This is a genomic window from Muricoccus roseus (assembly GCF_900141905.1).
GTDB lineage: Bacteria > Pseudomonadota > Alphaproteobacteria > Acetobacterales > Acetobacteraceae > Roseomonas > Roseomonas rosea.
Genome location: NZ_FQZF01000009.1, coordinates 59,160 through 74,405, shown reverse-complemented (window position 1 = coordinate 74,405; position 15,246 = coordinate 59,160). Strand labels below are relative to the sequence as shown.

The 15,246-nt window shown below is 71.1% G+C and carries 13 protein-coding genes; 9 read left to right on the top strand and 4 right to left on the bottom strand.

All coding sequences use genetic code 11. The annotated features are described in order from the left end of the window. The first annotated feature begins 8 nt into the window (after window positions 1-8). The 8 genes from BUB97_RS09220 (at window position 9) to BUB97_RS09185 (ending at window position 9,739) form a co-directional block, all read left to right on the top strand. Window positions 9-908, top strand: coding sequence for a branched-chain amino acid aminotransferase (locus BUB97_RS09220; protein WP_073133896.1), 900 nt, complete (start codon window positions 9-11; stop codon window positions 906-908). 348 nt (window positions 909-1,256) lie between these two features. Beyond that, entirely contained in the window at window positions 1,257-4,142 is a 2,886-nt protein-coding gene (locus BUB97_RS09215) for a 2-oxoglutarate dehydrogenase E1 component (protein ID WP_073133894.1), read from the top strand. Between the two features lie 10 nt (window positions 4,143-4,152). After that, complete coding sequence (gene odhB / locus BUB97_RS09210; protein WP_073133892.1) at window positions 4,153-5,397, top strand: 2-oxoglutarate dehydrogenase complex dihydrolipoyllysine-residue succinyltransferase; 1,245 nt, start codon at window positions 4,153-4,155, stop codon at window positions 5,395-5,397. 109 nt (window positions 5,398-5,506) lie between these two features. Continuing rightward, on the top strand, window positions 5,507-5,902 hold the full coding sequence (locus BUB97_RS09205; protein WP_073133890.1) for a GFA family protein: 396 nt from the start codon (window positions 5,507-5,509) through the stop codon (window positions 5,900-5,902). A gap of 153 nt (window positions 5,903-6,055) precedes the next feature. After that, window positions 6,056-7,447, top strand: coding sequence for a dihydrolipoyl dehydrogenase (gene lpdA / locus BUB97_RS09200; RefSeq protein ID WP_073133888.1), 1,392 nt, complete (start codon window positions 6,056-6,058; stop codon window positions 7,445-7,447). 60 nt (window positions 7,448-7,507) lie between these two features. Next, a complete protein-coding gene (locus tag BUB97_RS09195) occupies window positions 7,508-7,810 on the top strand; it encodes a PGPGW domain-containing protein (protein ID WP_073133886.1) in 303 nt (100 codons plus the stop codon). Between the two features lie 107 nt (window positions 7,811-7,917). Next, window positions 7,918-8,403: a winged helix-turn-helix transcriptional regulator gene (locus BUB97_RS09190; RefSeq protein WP_073133884.1), complete on the top strand. Its 486-nt coding sequence runs from the start codon at window positions 7,918-7,920 to the stop codon at window positions 8,401-8,403. Next, window positions 8,396-9,739: an MATE family efflux transporter gene (locus BUB97_RS09185; RefSeq protein ID WP_073133882.1), complete on the top strand. Its 1,344-nt coding sequence runs from the start codon at window positions 8,396-8,398 to the stop codon at window positions 9,737-9,739. The genes BUB97_RS09190 and BUB97_RS09185 overlap by 8 nt, the downstream gene beginning before the upstream one ends. 11 nt (window positions 9,740-9,750) lie before the next feature. Here BUB97_RS09185 and BUB97_RS09180 read toward each other — a convergent pair whose 3' ends face one another. The 4 genes from BUB97_RS09180 to fsa form a co-directional block, all read right to left on the bottom strand. Then, window positions 9,751-10,209, bottom strand: coding sequence for a cupin domain-containing protein (locus tag BUB97_RS09180; RefSeq protein ID WP_073133880.1), 459 nt, complete (start codon window positions 10,207-10,209; stop codon window positions 9,751-9,753). Window positions 10,210-10,571: 362 nt separating this feature from the next. After that, on the bottom strand, window positions 10,572-11,468 hold the full coding sequence (locus tag BUB97_RS09175; RefSeq protein WP_408906128.1) for a tyrosine recombinase XerC: 897 nt from the start codon (window positions 11,466-11,468) through the stop codon (window positions 10,572-10,574). Further along, window positions 11,465-12,118 (bottom strand): hypothetical protein, encoded by a 654-nt coding sequence (locus BUB97_RS09170; protein ID WP_073133878.1) that lies wholly within the window; start codon window positions 12,116-12,118, stop codon window positions 11,465-11,467. The genes BUB97_RS09175 and BUB97_RS09170 overlap by 4 nt, the downstream gene beginning before the upstream one ends. 67 nt (window positions 12,119-12,185) lie before the next feature. Further along, a complete protein-coding gene (gene fsa, locus BUB97_RS09165; protein ID WP_073133876.1) occupies window positions 12,186-12,842 on the bottom strand; it encodes a fructose-6-phosphate aldolase in 657 nt (218 codons plus the stop codon). A 42-nt stretch (window positions 12,843-12,884) separates the two neighbouring features. Between fsa and BUB97_RS09160 the strand changes: the two genes are divergently transcribed. Then, a complete protein-coding gene (locus BUB97_RS09160; RefSeq protein ID WP_245818253.1) occupies window positions 12,885-15,215 on the top strand; it encodes a primosomal protein N' in 2,331 nt (776 codons plus the stop codon). The last annotated feature ends 31 nt before the right edge of the window (window positions 15,216-15,246 follow it).

Genomic DNA, 15,246 nt, shown 5'->3' with positions numbered 1-15,246 from the left:
ATTTCGCCATGGCTCCGCCCCCCTTCGACGACCGCGACGGCTGGATCTGGTTCGACGGATCCTTCGTCCCCTGGCGCGATGCCAAGCTTCATGTGCTCACTCATGGGCTGCATTATGCCAGCGGTGTGTTCGAGGGCGAACGGGCCTATTCCGGCCATGTGTTCAAGCTGCGCGAGCATACCGAGCGGCTGTTCGAAAGCGCCCGGATCCTTGGCTTCGAGATTCCCTGGACGGTGGCGGAGATCGACGCGGCCTGCACCGAGACCATGCGGCGCAACGGCCTGACCGAGGCCTATCTGCGCCCGATCGCCTATCGCGGCAGCGAGATGCTGGCGGTGGCGGCCCAGAACACCCGCATCCATGTGGCGATCGCCGCCTGGGCCTGGCCGAACCTGTTCGGCGAGGACCGGATGCGGGGGATCACCCTGGGCATGGCGAAGTGGCGGCGGCCGGCGCCGGACACGGCGCCGACGGCCTCCAAGGCGACGGGCCTCTATATGATCGGCACCATGTCCAAGCATGCCGCGGCGGCGGAGGGCTTCGACGACGCCCTGATGCTGGACTGGAAGGGCGACGTGGCGGAGGCCACGGGGGCCAACGCCTTCTTCGTCTTCGATGGCGCGCTGCACACGCCGTCGCCGGTCGGCTTCCTGGACGGCATTACCCGCCGCACAGTGATGAACCTGGCCCGGCAGGCCCAGATGAAGGTGGTGGAGCGCACCATCGCGGCGGAGGAGATCGGCCGGGCGAGCGAGGTCTTCCTGGCCGGGACCGCGGCCGAGGTGACGCCGGTGCGACGGATCGGCGAGCACCACTTCACCCCGGGGCGGATCACGGAAGCCCTGGTGGCCGAATATGGCCGGCTGGTGCGGATGAGCCCGGAGGAGGTGCTGCGCCGCGCCGCCTGAGACCTCCGCTTTGGCCCTGCCTTTGGCCCCATGTTCGGCCGTGCCCCCCCCCTCCGGGCGCGGCCGGACCGGCTTGTCGGACCCGGTTTCTGGGAGTTGTGAGCGAGCCCCGCCTTGCGCCGGCCTGACATGCCGGTAAGACGGGTGACAAGCGGCGCGCCACCGCCCAATTGGTGCGCGGGAGCCCGGGCGATGCCCCGGAGAGCAACGGAATGGAAACGGATACAGGTCCAGATATTGCGTGGCGGCTCGATGTGGCTCCGGGACACCGGTTGTCGCCCTGCCACAGACCTGCCCCGATGAAGTCCTAACCCCCTACCAGCCCGATCAGCCGAGAAGCGGAGCACCATGCCCGGAGTGGACATCCTAGCCAGTGCGATGACGGGGGCGAATGCCACCTTCCTCGCCGATCTTTACGCCCGCTGGGTCCAGGCCCCGGACAGCGTGGACGCCTCCTTCCAGGAGCTGTTCGCGGCGCTGAACGATGACGCGCGGGCCGTGCTGGGGGATGCCGCCGGCGCTTCCTGGGCCCCGCGCCCGCGCGGCGGCTTCGCGCCCGAGCCGGAGGCGCCGCCGGCGGCCAAGGGCAAGGGCGACAAGGGCGCCGCCCCGGCCGCCAAGCCGGCCGACCCCGCGGCCAGCAAGCAGCAGGTGCTGGATTCCATCCGTGCCCTGATGCTCATTCGCGCCTATCGCGTGCGCGGCCATCTGGAAGCCGACCTGGACCCGCTGGGCCTGCAGAAGAAGAAGCTGCATGCGGAGCTGGACCCGAAGACCTACGGCTTCTCCGACGCCGACCTCGACCGCCCCATCTTCATCGACAAGGTGCTGGGCCGCGAGACGGCGACGCTGCGCGAGATCCTCTCGATCCTGAAGGCCAGCTATTGCGGCACGATCGGCGTCGAGTTCATGCACATCCAGGACCCGGAGCAGAAGGCCTTCATCCAGCAGCGCGTCGAGGGCGCGCCCTGGCGGAGTGGCTTCGGCAAGGATGAGAAGCGCACCATCCTGCAGCAGCTGACCGAGGCCGAGGGCTTCGAGGCCTATTGCGCCCGCAAGTTCGTGGGCACGAAGCGCTTCGGGCTGGAGGGTGGCGAATCCACCATCCCCGCGCTGCAGGCGGTCATCGCCACCGCGGCCCAGGGTGGCGTGGGCGAGATCGCCATCGGCATGGCGCATCGCGGCCGCCTGTCCACGCTGGTGAACGTGGTGAAGAAGTCCTTCACCCAGGTCTTCGCCGAGTTCAAGGGCGCCGGCCATGCCGAGGACGTCCAGGGCTCGGGCGACGTGAAGTACCATCTCGGCACCTCCACGGATGTCGAGATCGAGGGGCGGCCGGTCCACCTCTCGCTGCAGCCCAACCCGTCCCACCTGGAAGCGGTGGACCCGGTGGTGATCGGCAAGGTGCGTGCCCGCCAGGACATGGCCGCCGACACCGGCCGCAAGTCCGTCATGGCCATCCTGCTGCATGGCGACGCGGCCTTCGCCGGCCAGGGCGTGGTTTATGAGACGATGGCGATGAGCCAGCTCATCGGCTACCGCGTCGGCGGCACCGTGCATGTGGTGACCAACAACCAGATCGGCTTCACCACCACCCCGGCGCATGCCTATTCGGGCCTGTACTGCACGGATGTGGCCAAGTCGGTCCAGGCGCCGATCCTGCACGTGAACGGGGACGACCCGGAGGCGGTGGTGTTCTGCGCCCGGCTCGCCACCGAGTTCCGGCTGAAGTTTGCCACCGACATCGTGCTCGACATCGTCTGCTACCGTCGCCACGGCCATAACGAGAGCGACGAGCCGGCCTTCACCCAGCCCCTGATGTATGCCCGCATCAAGGAGACGCCGACGACGCGCACGAAGTATGCGCAGAAGCTGGCGGCCGAGGGTGCGGTGCCCGAGGCCGAGGCCCAGGCCATCCAGGATGCCTTCTTCGCGAAGCTGGACGAGGCCTTCCAGGCCAGCCAGAGCTTCAAGCCCAACAAGGCCGACTGGCTGGAGGGCCACTGGGCCGGGCTGAAGGCCGCCGGCAATGACGAGCCGGAGGCCGAGACCGACACGGCGGTGCAGCCCGACACCCTGCGCGAGGTGGGCGCCGCCCTCTCCCGCGTGCCGGAGGGCTTCAACGCCAACCCGAAGATCCTCCGCCAGCTCGAGGCCAAGAAGCAGGCCATCGAGACGGGCGAGGGCATCGACTGGGCGACCGGCGAGGCGCTGGCCTTCGGATCGCTGCTGGTGGAGGGCCACCGCGTCCGCCTCTCGGGCGAGGACGTTCAGCGCGGCACCTTCTCCCAGCGGCATGCTTATCTGATCGACCAGCAGAGCCAGGCCGAATACGTTCCGCTGAACAACATCCGCGAGGGGCAGAGGAAGCTCGAGGCCTTCAACTCCCTCCTCTCGGAGTTCGGCGTCCTCGGCTTCGACTACGGCTACTCCCTGGCGGACCCGAACACGCTGGTCCTGTGGGAGGGGCAGTTCGGCGACTTCGCCAACGGCGCGCAGGTCATCATCGACCAGTTCGTCGCCTCCGCGGAGACGAAGTGGCTGCGGATGTCCGGGCTCGTGATGCTGCTGCCGCATGGCTATGAGGGGCAGGGGCCGGAGCACTCCTCCGCGCGCCTGGAGCGCTACCTGCAGCTTTGCGCGGAGCGGAACATGCGGGTGGGGAACATCACCACCCCCGCCAACTACTTCCATGCGCTGCGCCGCCAGCTGCGCGCGAACTACCGCAAGCCGCTGGTGCTGATGACGCCGAAGTCCCTGCTGCGGCACAAGCTGGCGGTGTCCTCGCTGGCCGAGTTCGGCCCGGGCAGCCGCTTCCAGGTGGTGCTGCCGGAGGTGGACGAGCTGGTGGCGCCCGAGAAGGTGAAGCGCGTCGTGCTCTGCACCGGCAAGGTCTACTACGACCTGCTGCAGGAGCGTCGCGACAAGGGCGTGAAGGACGTCGCCATCATCCGGATCGAGCAGCTCTACCCCTTCCCGAGCATCACCCTGCCCAAGATCCTGGCCCCCTACAGCAAGGCCGAGGTGGTGTGGTGCCAGGAGGAGCCGGAGAACATGGGCGCCTGGAACTTCCTCGACCGGAAGATCGAAGGCGTGCTGACCGCCATGGGTGGCAAGGCCAAGCGCCCGACCTATGTCGGGCGCCCTGCGGCCGCGAGCCCCGCGACGGGGCTTGCCAAGGTTCACGCGCAGCAGCAGGAAGCGCTGGTTCGCCAGGCGCTCGGCCTGGGTTGAGGAAGATTCGATGACCGAGATCCTGGTGCCCACCCTGGGCGAAAGCGTTTCCACCGCCACCGTCGCGCGCTGGCTGAAGAAGGTGGGCGAGGCCGTCGCGGCCGACGAGCCGCTGGTCGAGCTGGAGACGGACAAGGTGACGGTGGAGGTGAATGCCCCCTCCGCCGGCACCATCGAGAGCATCGCGGCCGATGAGGGCGCCGAGGTCGAGGTCGGCGGTCTGCTCGGCACGATGGGTGCCGGTTCGGGTGCCGGTGCCGGTGCGGCGGCGGCCAAGCCGGCCGCGGCGGCGCCCGCCGCCCCGGCCGCCCCGAAGGTGGAGGAGCCGCGCCCGGTGACCGGCCCGGTGTCCCGCCCCGGCGGCGCCGAACCCTCCGGCCATGCCCCGCTCCCCGCCGCGGCCAAGATGATGGCCGAGAAGGGCGTGAGCGCCGAGCAGATCGGCCAGGGCAGCGCCAAGGACGGCCGGATCGCCAAGGGCGACGTGCTGGAGTTCCTCTCCCGCCCGGCCGCCGCCGCTCCGGCCGCGGCGCCCAAGGCCGCCCGTGCGCCGGGCGAGGGCGAGGAGCGGGTGAAGATGACCCGGCTCCGCATCACCATCGCGCGCCGCCTGAAGGAGGCGCAGAACACCGCCGCCATGCTCACCACCTTCAACGAGGTGGACATGACGAATGCGATGGCGCTGCGGGCCGAGTACAAGGACGCCTTCGAGAAGAAGCACGGCGTGAAGCTCGGCTTCATGTCCTTCTTCGTGAAGGCCTGCGTCGCCGCCCTCCAGGAGTTCCCGGCCGTCAATGCCGAGATCGACGGCGACGAGATCGTCTACAAGAACTTCGTGAACATGGGCATCGCGGTGGGTGGCCCGTCCGGCCTCGTCGTGCCCGTGCTGAAGAACGCGCAGGACCTGTCCTTCGCGGGCATCGAGAAGGCGATCGGCGATTTCGGCCGCCGCGTGCGTGACGGCCAGCTGAAGCTGGAGGAGATGGCGGGCGGCAGCTTCACCATCACGAATGGCGGCATCTACGGCTCGCTGATGTCCACCCCCATCCTCAACCCGCCCCAGTCCGGCATCCTCGGGATGCATGCGATCAAGGAGCGGGCCATGGTGGTGGGCGGCAAGATCGAGATCCGCCCGATGATGTACCTGGCCCTGTCCTATGACCACCGGATCGTGGACGGGAAGGAGGCGGTCTCCTTCCTCGTGCGGGTGAAGGAAGGCGTGGAGGACGCGCGGCGCCTGCTGCTCGGCCTCTGATCTCCCTCGCGGGATCGGGTTCGGCGGGCCGGAAGGGGAGACCCTTCCGGCCCGCTCTCATTTCGCCGCCCCGTGCTAGCCTCCCGCCACCGGAAGGGGAGGGACAGCGATGCTCACGGGCCGTTGCCATTGCGGCGCCATCCATTACGAGATGCCCGATGAGGTGCTGCACCACGCCCTCTGCCATTGCTCCGACTGCCGGCGCCATGCCGGCGCGCCGATGGTCGGCTGGGCTATGGTGCCCGCCGGGGCGCTGAAGGTGAGGGGCGAGCCGGTGGTCTATGCCTCCTCCGAACATGGCCGTCGTCATTTCTGCGGCCGCTGTGGCACGGGGCTGTTCTATGTGAACGAGGCGACGCTGCCGGGCATGATCGATATCCAGACCGGCACGCTGGACGACCCCGAGGCCCTGCCGCCGGGCGCCCAGATCCAGGTGGCCGAGCGGCTCGGCTGGATGCGGCGCCTCGATTCGCTGCCGGAGTTCGAGCGCTACCCTGCGGGTTGATGAGGTTCGGGCACCTCTCGCGCCGCCGGCCCGGATCGCCGCCCCGCGGCACCGGAAACCCTGCCAGCGCGGATTTGCCCGCCCGCGCACCCTTCAATCCCGGGCGCGGGCCTGCTACCTGCCCACCCACGATCATTGCAGGACCCTTGCGCCATGGCCGACTCCTTCGACCTCATCGTCATCGGCTCCGGCCCCGGCGGCTATGTCTGCGCCATCCGGGCCGCCCAGCTCGGCATGAAGGTGGCCTGCGTCGAGAAGCGGGACACGCTGGGCGGCACCTGCCTCAACATCGGCTGCATCCCCTCTAAGGCGCTGCTCCAGTCCTCCGAGAATTTCGAGGAGATCGCCCATAAGTTCGCCGACCATGGCATCCAGGTGGAGGGCGTGAAGCTCGACCTGGCCCGGATGCAGGCCCGCAAGGGCGAGGTGGTGCAGGCCAACACCAAGGGCGTGGAGTTCCTGTTCCGCAAGAACAAGATCACCTGGCTCAAGGGCGCGGGGAAGATTACGGCGCCGGGCAAGGTCGAGGTGGCCGGCACCACCTATGAGACGAAGAACATCGTCATCGCCTCGGGCAGTGAGAGCGTGCCGCTCCGCGGCGTCGAGGTGGACGAGAAGCAGATCGTCACCTCCACCGGCGCGCTGGAGCTGGAGAGCGTGCCGAAGCACCTCGTCGTCATCGGCGGCGGCGTGATCGGTCTGGAGCTGGGCAGCGTGTGGCGCCGCCTGGGCGCCGAGGTGACGGTGATCGAGTTCCTCGACCGTCTGCTGCCCGGCATGGACAATGAGGTGGCGAAGAACTTCGAGCGTGTGCTGACCAAGCAGGGCTTCAAGTTCAAGCTCGGCCACAAGGTGACGGGCGCGACGAAGACGGAGGCCGGCGTCTCCCTCACGGTCGAGCCCGCCAAGGGCGGCGATGCCCAGGCGATCGAGGCCGATGTGGTGCTGGTCGCCATCGGCCGCCGCCCCTATATCGAGGGCCTGGGCCTCGATGCCGTGGGCGTGGCGCTGGACCAGCGGGGCCGCATCAAGACCGACGCGCATTTCGCCACCAACATCCCCGGCATCTATGCCATCGGCGACGTGATCGCCGGCGCCATGCTCGCCCACAAGGCCGAGGATGAGGGCGTGGCCGTGGCCGAGATCCTGGCCGGCCAGCATGGGCATGTGAACTACGGCGCCATCCCCGGCATCGTCTACACCTGGCCCGAAGTGGCCGCGGTGGGCGCCACGGAGGAGGAGCTGAAGGCCGCGGGCACCGCCTACAAGGTCGGCAAGTTCCCCTTCACCGCCAATGGCCGCGCCCGCGCCATGGGCGATGTGGACGGCTTCGTGAAGATCCTGGCCGACAAGACGACCGACCGGGTGCTGGGCGCGCATATCCTGGGCCCGGATGCCGGCCACCTGATCGCCGAGCTGGTCACGGCCATCGAGTTCGGTGCCAGCGCCGAGGATGTGGGCCGCATCTGCCACGGGCATCCGACGTTGAGCGAGGCGGTGAAGGAAGCGGCGCTGGCCGTGGATGGCCGCCCCATCCACATCTAGATCTGACAAGGCCGCGCGCCCCGCTTGACCGGCGGGCCGCGCGGGCCATCTCCGGGCGCGATGAACGAGACGCGCCCGGCTTTCGTCACCCTGAACCCCCGGCCCCGCCGCAAGGCCCTGGGATGGTCCTTCCTCACGCTTGGCGTGTTGGGATGCGTGCTGCCCTTCCTCCAGGGCTTCCTCTTCCTCGCCCTCGGCGTCTTCGTGTTGCGGGACCAGTATCTCTGGGCCGCCAATCGCTGGGCCTGGGTGCAGGGGCGCTGGCCCGGCGCGGTGGCCCGGATCGAATCGACCGAGGCTTCGGTGAACACGAGGCTGTCCGGATGGGGGCGCGGCATCCGGCGAGCGCTCGGGCGCGGCTAGCGGCCGTTCCCGCGCCCGCTTTCGGGCATCGCTGCCTACCGGCGAGGGTTCAGCTTGCATTATGCAAGCGAATTGGCTTGCATCACGCAAGCTGCCGAGGGTCGCCCATGCCGCGCACCGATTTCTCCCGGATGGGCTGTCCCATCGCCCGCTCCATGGAGGTACTGGGGGAACGCTGGGCCATCCTGGTGATGCGGGAGGCCTTCTACGGCACCACCCGTTTCGACGACTTCGCCCGCCATCTCGGCATCGCCTCCAACATCCTCAGCACGCGGCTGAAGGAGCTCGTGGAGCACGGGATGCTGGAGCGCGTGCCGGAAGGGGCGCGCCATGCGTATCGGCTGACCGAGAAAGGCCGCGACTTCTTCCCGGCCTTCCTTGCCCTCAAGCAATGGAGTGACCGCTGGATGGCGCCGAACGGGCCGGCCGTGCGGATGGTGGACCGCACGACGGGGCAGGACATCGCCGTGCCGCCGCCCGCCGGGGCCGATGGGCGGCCCCTGACGCCGGAGGCGGTGCGGCTGCTGCCCGGGCCCGGGGCGGGGGAGGCGATGCGGCGCCGCCTGGCTCTCGCGGAGCTGGCCGATGGCTGACGGCCTGGCCATCATGGCCCCGCGTCCCTCCGCCGCGCGGCAGATCCTCGCCCTGGCGGGCCCCACCGCGCTCAGCGCGCTGCTCCAGGCGGCGGGGCAGGTGGCCGAGACCTGGCTGGCCGCGCGCCAGGGCACGGCGGCGCTCGCCGGCTGGTCGGTGGTGCTGCCCTTCAGCCTTCTCATGCAGCAGATGTCGGCCGGCGCCATGGGCGGCGGCGTGGCCTCGGCCATCGCCCGCGCCCTGGGCGGCGGGCGGCGGGACGAGGCCTCGGCGCTCGTGATCCATGCCGTGCTCATCGCCGTGCTGGCGGGGGCGGCTTTCGCCATCCTGCTCGCGGGCTTTCCCCATGCGGTCCTGGGTCTCATCGGCGGCGCTGCGGCGGCCGAGGCGGCGGCGCCCTATGCCATCCTGCTCTTCGGGGTGGGGGCGGTGCCGGTCTGGCTGGCGAACACCCTCGCCTCGGTCCTGCGCGGCGGGGGGCGGCACGCGCTGGCGGCCCGGGTGCTGCTGCTGACCTGGATGGCCTATCCGCCCCTGGCCTGGGCCCTGGCCGAGCCCGCCGGGCTGGGCCTTCCCGGTATCGGCGCCGCCATGGCCGCGGTGTTCATTGCCTCCAGCCTCGTCATGGGGTTGGTGGTGCTGCGGGGCGGGGCGGGGTTCCGGCCGGTGCTGCGGCTTCGGCCCTCAGGCGCGATGTTCTGGCGGATCCTCTCCGTGGGGCTGGTGGCCTGTGCGCTGGCGGGGGTGGCGAACCTCACCACCATCCTCGTCACCGCGCGCATCGCCTCCCAGGGGCCGGCGGCGGTGGCGGGCTACGGCATCTCGGCGCGGCTGGAATTCCTGATGATCCCGATTGCTTTCGGCGTGGGATCGGCGCTGACCGCGCTGGTCGGGCGCGCGGTGGGTGCGGGAGACTGGGAAGGGGCGCGGCGCCTGGCCTGGACGGGAGGCTTCATGGCCTTCGCCGTCACCGGCGTGATCGGCGCGGCGGTGGCCATGGCCCCCTATAGCTTTGCCCGCTTCTTCTCGGCCGATCCGGCGGTGGTGGAGATCGCCGCGCGCGCCCTCTCCTATACCGGCCCGGCCTTCGGCGGCTTCGGCCTGGGCATGGCGATGTACTTCGCCTCCCAGGGGGCGGGGCGGATGGGGTGGCCGATGCTGGCCGGCCTCTCCCGCATCGCGGTGGCGGTGGGCGGCGGCTGGATGCTGTCCGACCTCGCCGGGATGGGGCTGGACGGGCAGTTCCTCGCCGTGGCGCTGGGCATCACCGCCTACGGGCTCTTCACCGCGCTGGGCGTCAGGCCCGGCGTGTGGCCGGGCCTTCCCAGGAACTGACCGGCCCGGCTTCAGGGCGCGGGGTGCGTGTCCCCCGCGCGCTGCGGCGGCAGCTTGATCGCCAGGGCGCGGAACCGCCCGGTCGCGGCGCGTGAACCCGCGTGATGCGTGCCGCGCGGGATGACGATCAGGTCCCCGGGCTTCACCTGCACCTCGCGGTCGCCCAGCCAGAAGGAGCCGGTGCCGTCCAGGATGAGCTGGATCTCGTCCGTCTCGGAATGGAAGTGCTTGAACACGTTGCCGCTCTGCACCGCCACCGTGCCATGCTCGGTCGCGACCAGCGTGCGGGAGCGGAGGTCGGTGTTGTTCACCAGCGGGCCGATCTCGTCCTCGGTCATCGCGGTCAGGTTGACGATCCGGGGCGCGATGCCCGGCGCCGGCTGGGCCTCGGCCTGCGGCACGATGCGGGCGGCGAACAGGCCCGCGGCGAAGGCGAGGGCAAAGCCGCCGCAGAGAAGCGGAGTGCGCATGGTCGTTTCCCCAGGATGATCCCTGGCCAGGATCATGGGCCCGGCCGATGCGGGGGCGCAATCAGGGTGGGGTGGGTTTCCGTTCGAGGGCTCTGCCCTCGCCCCGCCAAGGGCCTGAGGCCCTTGGAACCCCGTCTGACTGCCGTGGATGCCCCGGATTGAAGGGGTCTCGGGTTGCGGGGGCCTGTTCTGCCGTTGCAGTCGCCTGAGGTCATCCACCTCAGGCGCACCGTCAGCCCTGGTGATTCCAAACGTCTAGAAAAAGATGATGGTCGAAGGCACTGCCTTCGACGGGTCCGGGGAGAGGAAGAATTCCTTCTTCCCTCTCCCCGGGGCAGACCAGCACATCAGGACAAGGCGGATCAGTCCGCGCGGGGATGTGCCCGGCGCCAGGTGTCCAGCAGTCCGGCCTGGTCCACGCCCGTATAGCGTTGGGTGGTGGAGAGGCTGGCATGGCCCAGCAGTTCCTGGATGGCGCGGAGGTCCGCGCCGCCGCCCAGGAGGTGGGTGGCGAAGGAGTGGCGCAGGGCGTGCGGCGTGGTGTGTTCGGGCAGGCCGGTCGCGCGGCGCAGGTCGCGCAGCGCGCGCTGGGCGACACCGGGGTTCAGCCGCCCGCCCTTGGCGCCGGTGAAGAGGGGCGCGTCGGGTGTGGCCGGGCCTCGGTGGCGCAGCCATTCGGCCATGGCCTGTTCCACCGCCGGCAGCACGGGCACCACGCGTTCCTTGCGCCCCTTGCCCATGACGCGCAGCCCCACCCCGGCGCGCGGCGCGTCGCGCATGTCGAGGGAGAGCGCCTCGGAGATGCGGAGGCCGCAGCCATAGAGAAGGGTGAAGAGGGCCTGGTTCCGTGCCGCCATGGCCGGGCTGTCCTCGGCGCTGTCGGTGGTGGCGGTGCGGGCCTGGGATTCGGTGAGGGCGCGCGGCACGGGCGGCTTGCGGCGCGGGCCGGTCAGCCCGCCCAGCGGCAGGGGCGCCAGCCCGTGGCGGCGGACGAGGAAGCGCAGGAAGGTCTTGATGGCCGAGAGCTGCCGCGCGCGGGAGGAGGCGCCGATGCCCTGCGCGGCGCGGTGGGCGAGGAAGGCGCGCAGGTCGGCCAGGCGCAGGGCCGCGAGATCCGGTTCCTCGCCCTGGTGGTTCGCGAGGAAGCCGAGCAGCTCCGCCACGTCGCGGCCATAGGCCTCCACGGTTTCCGGGCTCGCGCGGCGCTCCTGCGCCAGCCATTCCAGGAAGGCTTCCCGGGCGGCGAGGGGGGCGATCACGCGCTTGTCCCGGGCGTCGTATCCAGTGCCCGGGCCAGCGCATGGGCCAGCAGGCGCAGCGGCGCGGTGGCGCCCCGGAGCGGCAGCCGCCCCGCTTCCCGCGCGCCGAGCACGAGCAGGCGCGGATAGGAGCCGGGCAGCAGCGCGAGCGCATCGCGGGTGATCAGCGGATGGGCCTCACCATGCAGCAGCGCGGCCTCGGCGGGGGCGTCGCGCAGCAGCACCTCGCGGCCGTCGGTCAGCCGGGCGATGGCGCCGTCCGGCAGGGCGCGCAGGGAAGGGGAGGGGGGGCCTTCCTCCGCCAGCGCCGCGCTCTCCAGCCCGAGCAGGTCGGGCCATTCGGCCGAGACCACGGCCAGGGGATCCGCGGCGCCGATCAGGGCGGTCACGGCGAGGGCAGCACGCAGGGTCAGGTCCTGCGCGCCCCGTGCCACCTCCGCGACGGCGCCGGTTTCGGCGCGGGCGGCGGCCAGGAGGGCGGCCATGTGGTCGGCCAGGTTCTCCCCATGCACGCGCTGGGGTGGGTGCAGGGCGCGGTAGAGGCCGGGCCGTTCCGCGAGGAAGCGCGGATGGGCGGCCAGGTAGGTCGCCACCCGCGCCGCCTCGGCCTCGCGGTTCGGCTCCTCTGGCTGGGGGGCGGGGCGGGTCATGGCGGGCACTGTGCCAGGGCGGGCCGGGGGAGGCGAATCGCCCCCGGCCCCCGGCGCTACAGGGGAGTTAGAGGATGGACTGGCCGGTCTTCTTCCAGTCCGCCAGGAAGGTCTCCAGCCCCTTGTCGGTCAGCGGGTGCTTGTAGAGGGACTTGATGACCGAGGGCGGCAGGGTGGCGACATGGGCGCCGAGCTTGGCCGCCTGGATCAGGTGGATGGGGTGGCGGATGGAGGCCACCAGCACCTCGGTGCGGAGGGCGGGGTAGTTGTCATAGATCTGCACGGTATCGGCGATGAGTTGCATGCCGTCCTGCCCGATATCGTCCAGCCGCCCGACGAAGGGGGAGATATAGGTGGCCCCCGCCTTGGCCGCGAGCAGCGCCTGGGCCGCGGAGAAGCAAAGGGTCACGTTGACCATCACCCCGTTGTTCACCATATGTTTGCATGCGCGCAGCCCCGCCTCGGTCAGCGGCAGCTTGATGACCACGTTGGATGCGATGCGGCCGAGATGCTCGCCCTCGCGCATCATGCCGTCGTAATCCGTGGCCGTGACCTCGGCGGAAACGGGGCCGGGGGTGATGTCGCAGATCTCCTTGATCACCTCGGCCATCGGGCGGCCGGACTTGGCGATCAGGGAGGGGTTGGTGGTGACGCCGTCGAGCAGCCCGCTCTCGGCGAGGGCGCGGATTTCGGAGACCTCGGCGGTGTCGACGAAGAATTTCATGAGCTCGGTCCTGGGTGGCCTGTCAGGGGCGGATCAATAGCGATGGAAGAGGCCGAGTCCAGCGCCAAGGAACCCTCCTTCGACGGCGGGCTGTTCGGGGAAGGGCTTGTGTCCGCCCCGGCGGCGACGGGGAAGGGCAAACGGCGGGGTGCCGCGCCCAAGGGCCCACCCGCGCGGCGCATCCGCGTCCTGCTCCCCCTGCCGCTCGATACGCCGAGTGGCGGCGCCTATGACTACCGCGTGCCGAACGGCGCGCCCCTACCGGAAATCGGCAGCTTCGTCGCCGTGCCACTGGGCGGGCGAGAGATGCTGGGCGTGGTGTGGGATGGCGAGCCCGACCCGGAGCTGGCCGAGGGGCGCCTGCGCGACATCATCGGCGTCCTGCCCGCGCCGCCGATGAGGCCCGCGCTGCGCCGCTTCGTGGAGTGGGTGGCCGCCTATACCCTCTCGCCGCCTGGCGCCGTGCTGCGCATGGCGATGTCCGTGCCCTCCGCGCTCGAGCCGCCGGGCCAGCAGGCGGGATGGAAGCTCTCGGCCGCCGGGGAGGCGGCGCAGGGTGGCGCCCCGGGCTACCGCATGACCCCCCAGCGCCGCCGCGTGCTGGACGTGATGGAGCCCGGCGAGCCCCGGGCCGGGGCCGATATCGCGGATGAGGCGGAGGTCTCGACCGGCGTGCTGCGCGGCATGGCCGATCAGGGGCTGATCGAGCCCGCGCTGCTGCCGCGGCCCCGAAGCTTCACCCGGCCCGACCCGGAGCATCCCGGGCCTTCCCTGGCCGAGGAGCAGGAGGAGGCGGCGGCCGTCCTGCGCGAATCCGTGGCGAAGCGGGCCTTCGGCGTCACGCTGCTGGCGGGGGTGACGGGCTCGGGCAAGACCGAGGTGTATCTGGACGCGGTGGCGGAATGCCTCCGCCAGGGCCGGCAGGCGCTGGTGCTGCTGCCCGAGATCGCGCTCTCCTCCCAGTGGCTGGACCGCTTCAAGGCGCGCTTCGGCTGTGCGCCGGCCATCTGGCATTCCGAGCTGTCGGGCCGGCTGCGCCGGGCCACCTGGCGCGCGGTGGCGGATGGGGAGGCGGCGGTGCTGGTCGGCGCCCGCTCGGCCCTGTTCCTTCCCTTCCCCGATCTCGGCCTCATCATCGTGGACGAGGAGCACGAGACCGCCTTCAAGCAGGAGGACGGAGTCATCTACCACGCCCGGGACATGGCCGTGGTGCGGGCGCGGATGGCCGAGGCCACCTGCGTCCTCGTCTCCGCCACGCCCAGCCTGGAGACGCTGACCAACGCCGAGCAGGGCCGCTATGCCGCGGTGAACCTGCCCCGCCGCCATGGCAGCGCGGGCCTGCCGGAGGTGACGGTGCTGGATTTGCGGAAGGTGCCGCCGGAGCGGGGCCGCTTCATCGCCCCGCCGTTGATCGAGGCCATTAACGAGACCCTGGCGCGGGGGGAGCAGGCCATGCTGTTCCTCAACCGCCGGGGCTACGCGCCGATGACGCTGTGCCGCACCTGCGGGCACCGCATCCGCTGCCCCAATTGCACGGCCTGGCTTGTGGAGCACCGGGCGCAGCGGCGCCTGCAATGCCACCATTGCGGCCATGCCGAGCCGATCCCCCAGCACTGCCCGGAATGCGGCGCCGAGGGGAGCCTGACGGCCATCGGGCCGGGGGTGGAGCGGGTGCAGGAAGAGGCGGCGATCCTTTTCCCCGATGCCCGCCGCCTGGTGATGGCCAGCGATACCATCCCCGGCCCGGCGGCGGCGGCGGAAGCCGCGCGGCAGATCGCGGACCGGGAGGTGGACCTGCTGATCGGGACGCAGATCGTCGCCAAGGGCTGGCATTTCGCCCATCTGACCCTGGTGGGGGTGGTGGATGCCGATCTCGGGCTCGCGGGCGGGGACCTGCGGGCGGCGGAGCGCACCGTGCAGCTGCTGCACCAGGTCTCGGGCCGCGCGGGACGCGCGGAAAGCCCGGGGCGAGTGATGCTGCAGTCCTGGAACCCGGACCACCCGGTGATGCAGGCCCTCGTCTCCGGCGACCTGCCGGCCTTCATGGCCGAGGAGGCGGAGGCACGCCGTCCCGGCGGCTGGCCGCCCTTCGGCCGGCTGGCGGCGCTGATTGTCAGTTCGGAGGATGAGCGCGCGGCCGACCGGGTGGCGCGGGACCTGGGCCTGGCCGCGCCGGGTGGCGATGGCGTGCAGGTGCTCGGCCCGGCCCCGGCACCGCTGGCCATGCTGCGCGGCCGCCACCGGCGCCGGCTGCTGCTGAAGGCCCGGCGGGATGTCGCGGTCCAGCCGCTCCTGCGGGAGTGGCTTTCCCGCGTGGAGGTGCCGAATGCCGTGCGGGTGCAGGTGGATGTGGACCCGGTGAGCTTTCTCTAGGCACGCCTCGGCCCGCCCCGGAATGCATCCG

Excerpts from the sequence above, each read along its gene's own strand:
- BUB97_RS09170 (WP_073133878.1), bottom strand. The coding sequence starts at position 12,118 with ATGACCCGCCCCGCCCCCCAGCCAGAGGAGCCGAACCGCGAGGCCGAG.
- BUB97_RS09220 (WP_073133896.1), top strand. The coding sequence starts at position 9 with ATGGCTCCGCCCCCCTTCGACGACCGCGACGGCTGGATCTGGTTCGAC.
- lpdA (WP_073133888.1), top strand. The coding sequence starts at position 6,056 with ATGGCCGACTCCTTCGACCTCATCGTCATCGGCTCCGGCCCCGGCGGC.
- BUB97_RS09185 (WP_073133882.1), top strand. The coding sequence starts at position 8,396 with ATGGCTGACGGCCTGGCCATCATGGCCCCGCGTCCCTCCGCCGCGCGG.
- BUB97_RS09205 (WP_073133890.1), top strand. The coding sequence starts at position 5,507 with ATGCTCACGGGCCGTTGCCATTGCGGCGCCATCCATTACGAGATGCCC.
- BUB97_RS09160 (WP_245818253.1), top strand. The coding sequence starts at position 12,885 with ATGGAAGAGGCCGAGTCCAGCGCCAAGGAACCCTCCTTCGACGGCGGG.
- fsa (WP_073133876.1), bottom strand. The coding sequence starts at position 12,842 with ATGAAATTCTTCGTCGACACCGCCGAGGTCTCCGAAATCCGCGCCCTC.
- BUB97_RS09190 (WP_073133884.1), top strand. The coding sequence starts at position 7,918 with ATGCCGCGCACCGATTTCTCCCGGATGGGCTGTCCCATCGCCCGCTCC.
- BUB97_RS09195 (WP_073133886.1), top strand. The coding sequence starts at position 7,508 with ATGAACGAGACGCGCCCGGCTTTCGTCACCCTGAACCCCCGGCCCCGC.
- odhB (WP_073133892.1), top strand. The coding sequence starts at position 4,153 with ATGACCGAGATCCTGGTGCCCACCCTGGGCGAAAGCGTTTCCACCGCC.
- BUB97_RS09180 (WP_073133880.1), bottom strand. The coding sequence starts at position 10,209 with ATGCGCACTCCGCTTCTCTGCGGCGGCTTTGCCCTCGCCTTCGCCGCG.
- BUB97_RS09215 (WP_073133894.1), top strand. The coding sequence starts at position 1,257 with ATGCCCGGAGTGGACATCCTAGCCAGTGCGATGACGGGGGCGAATGCC.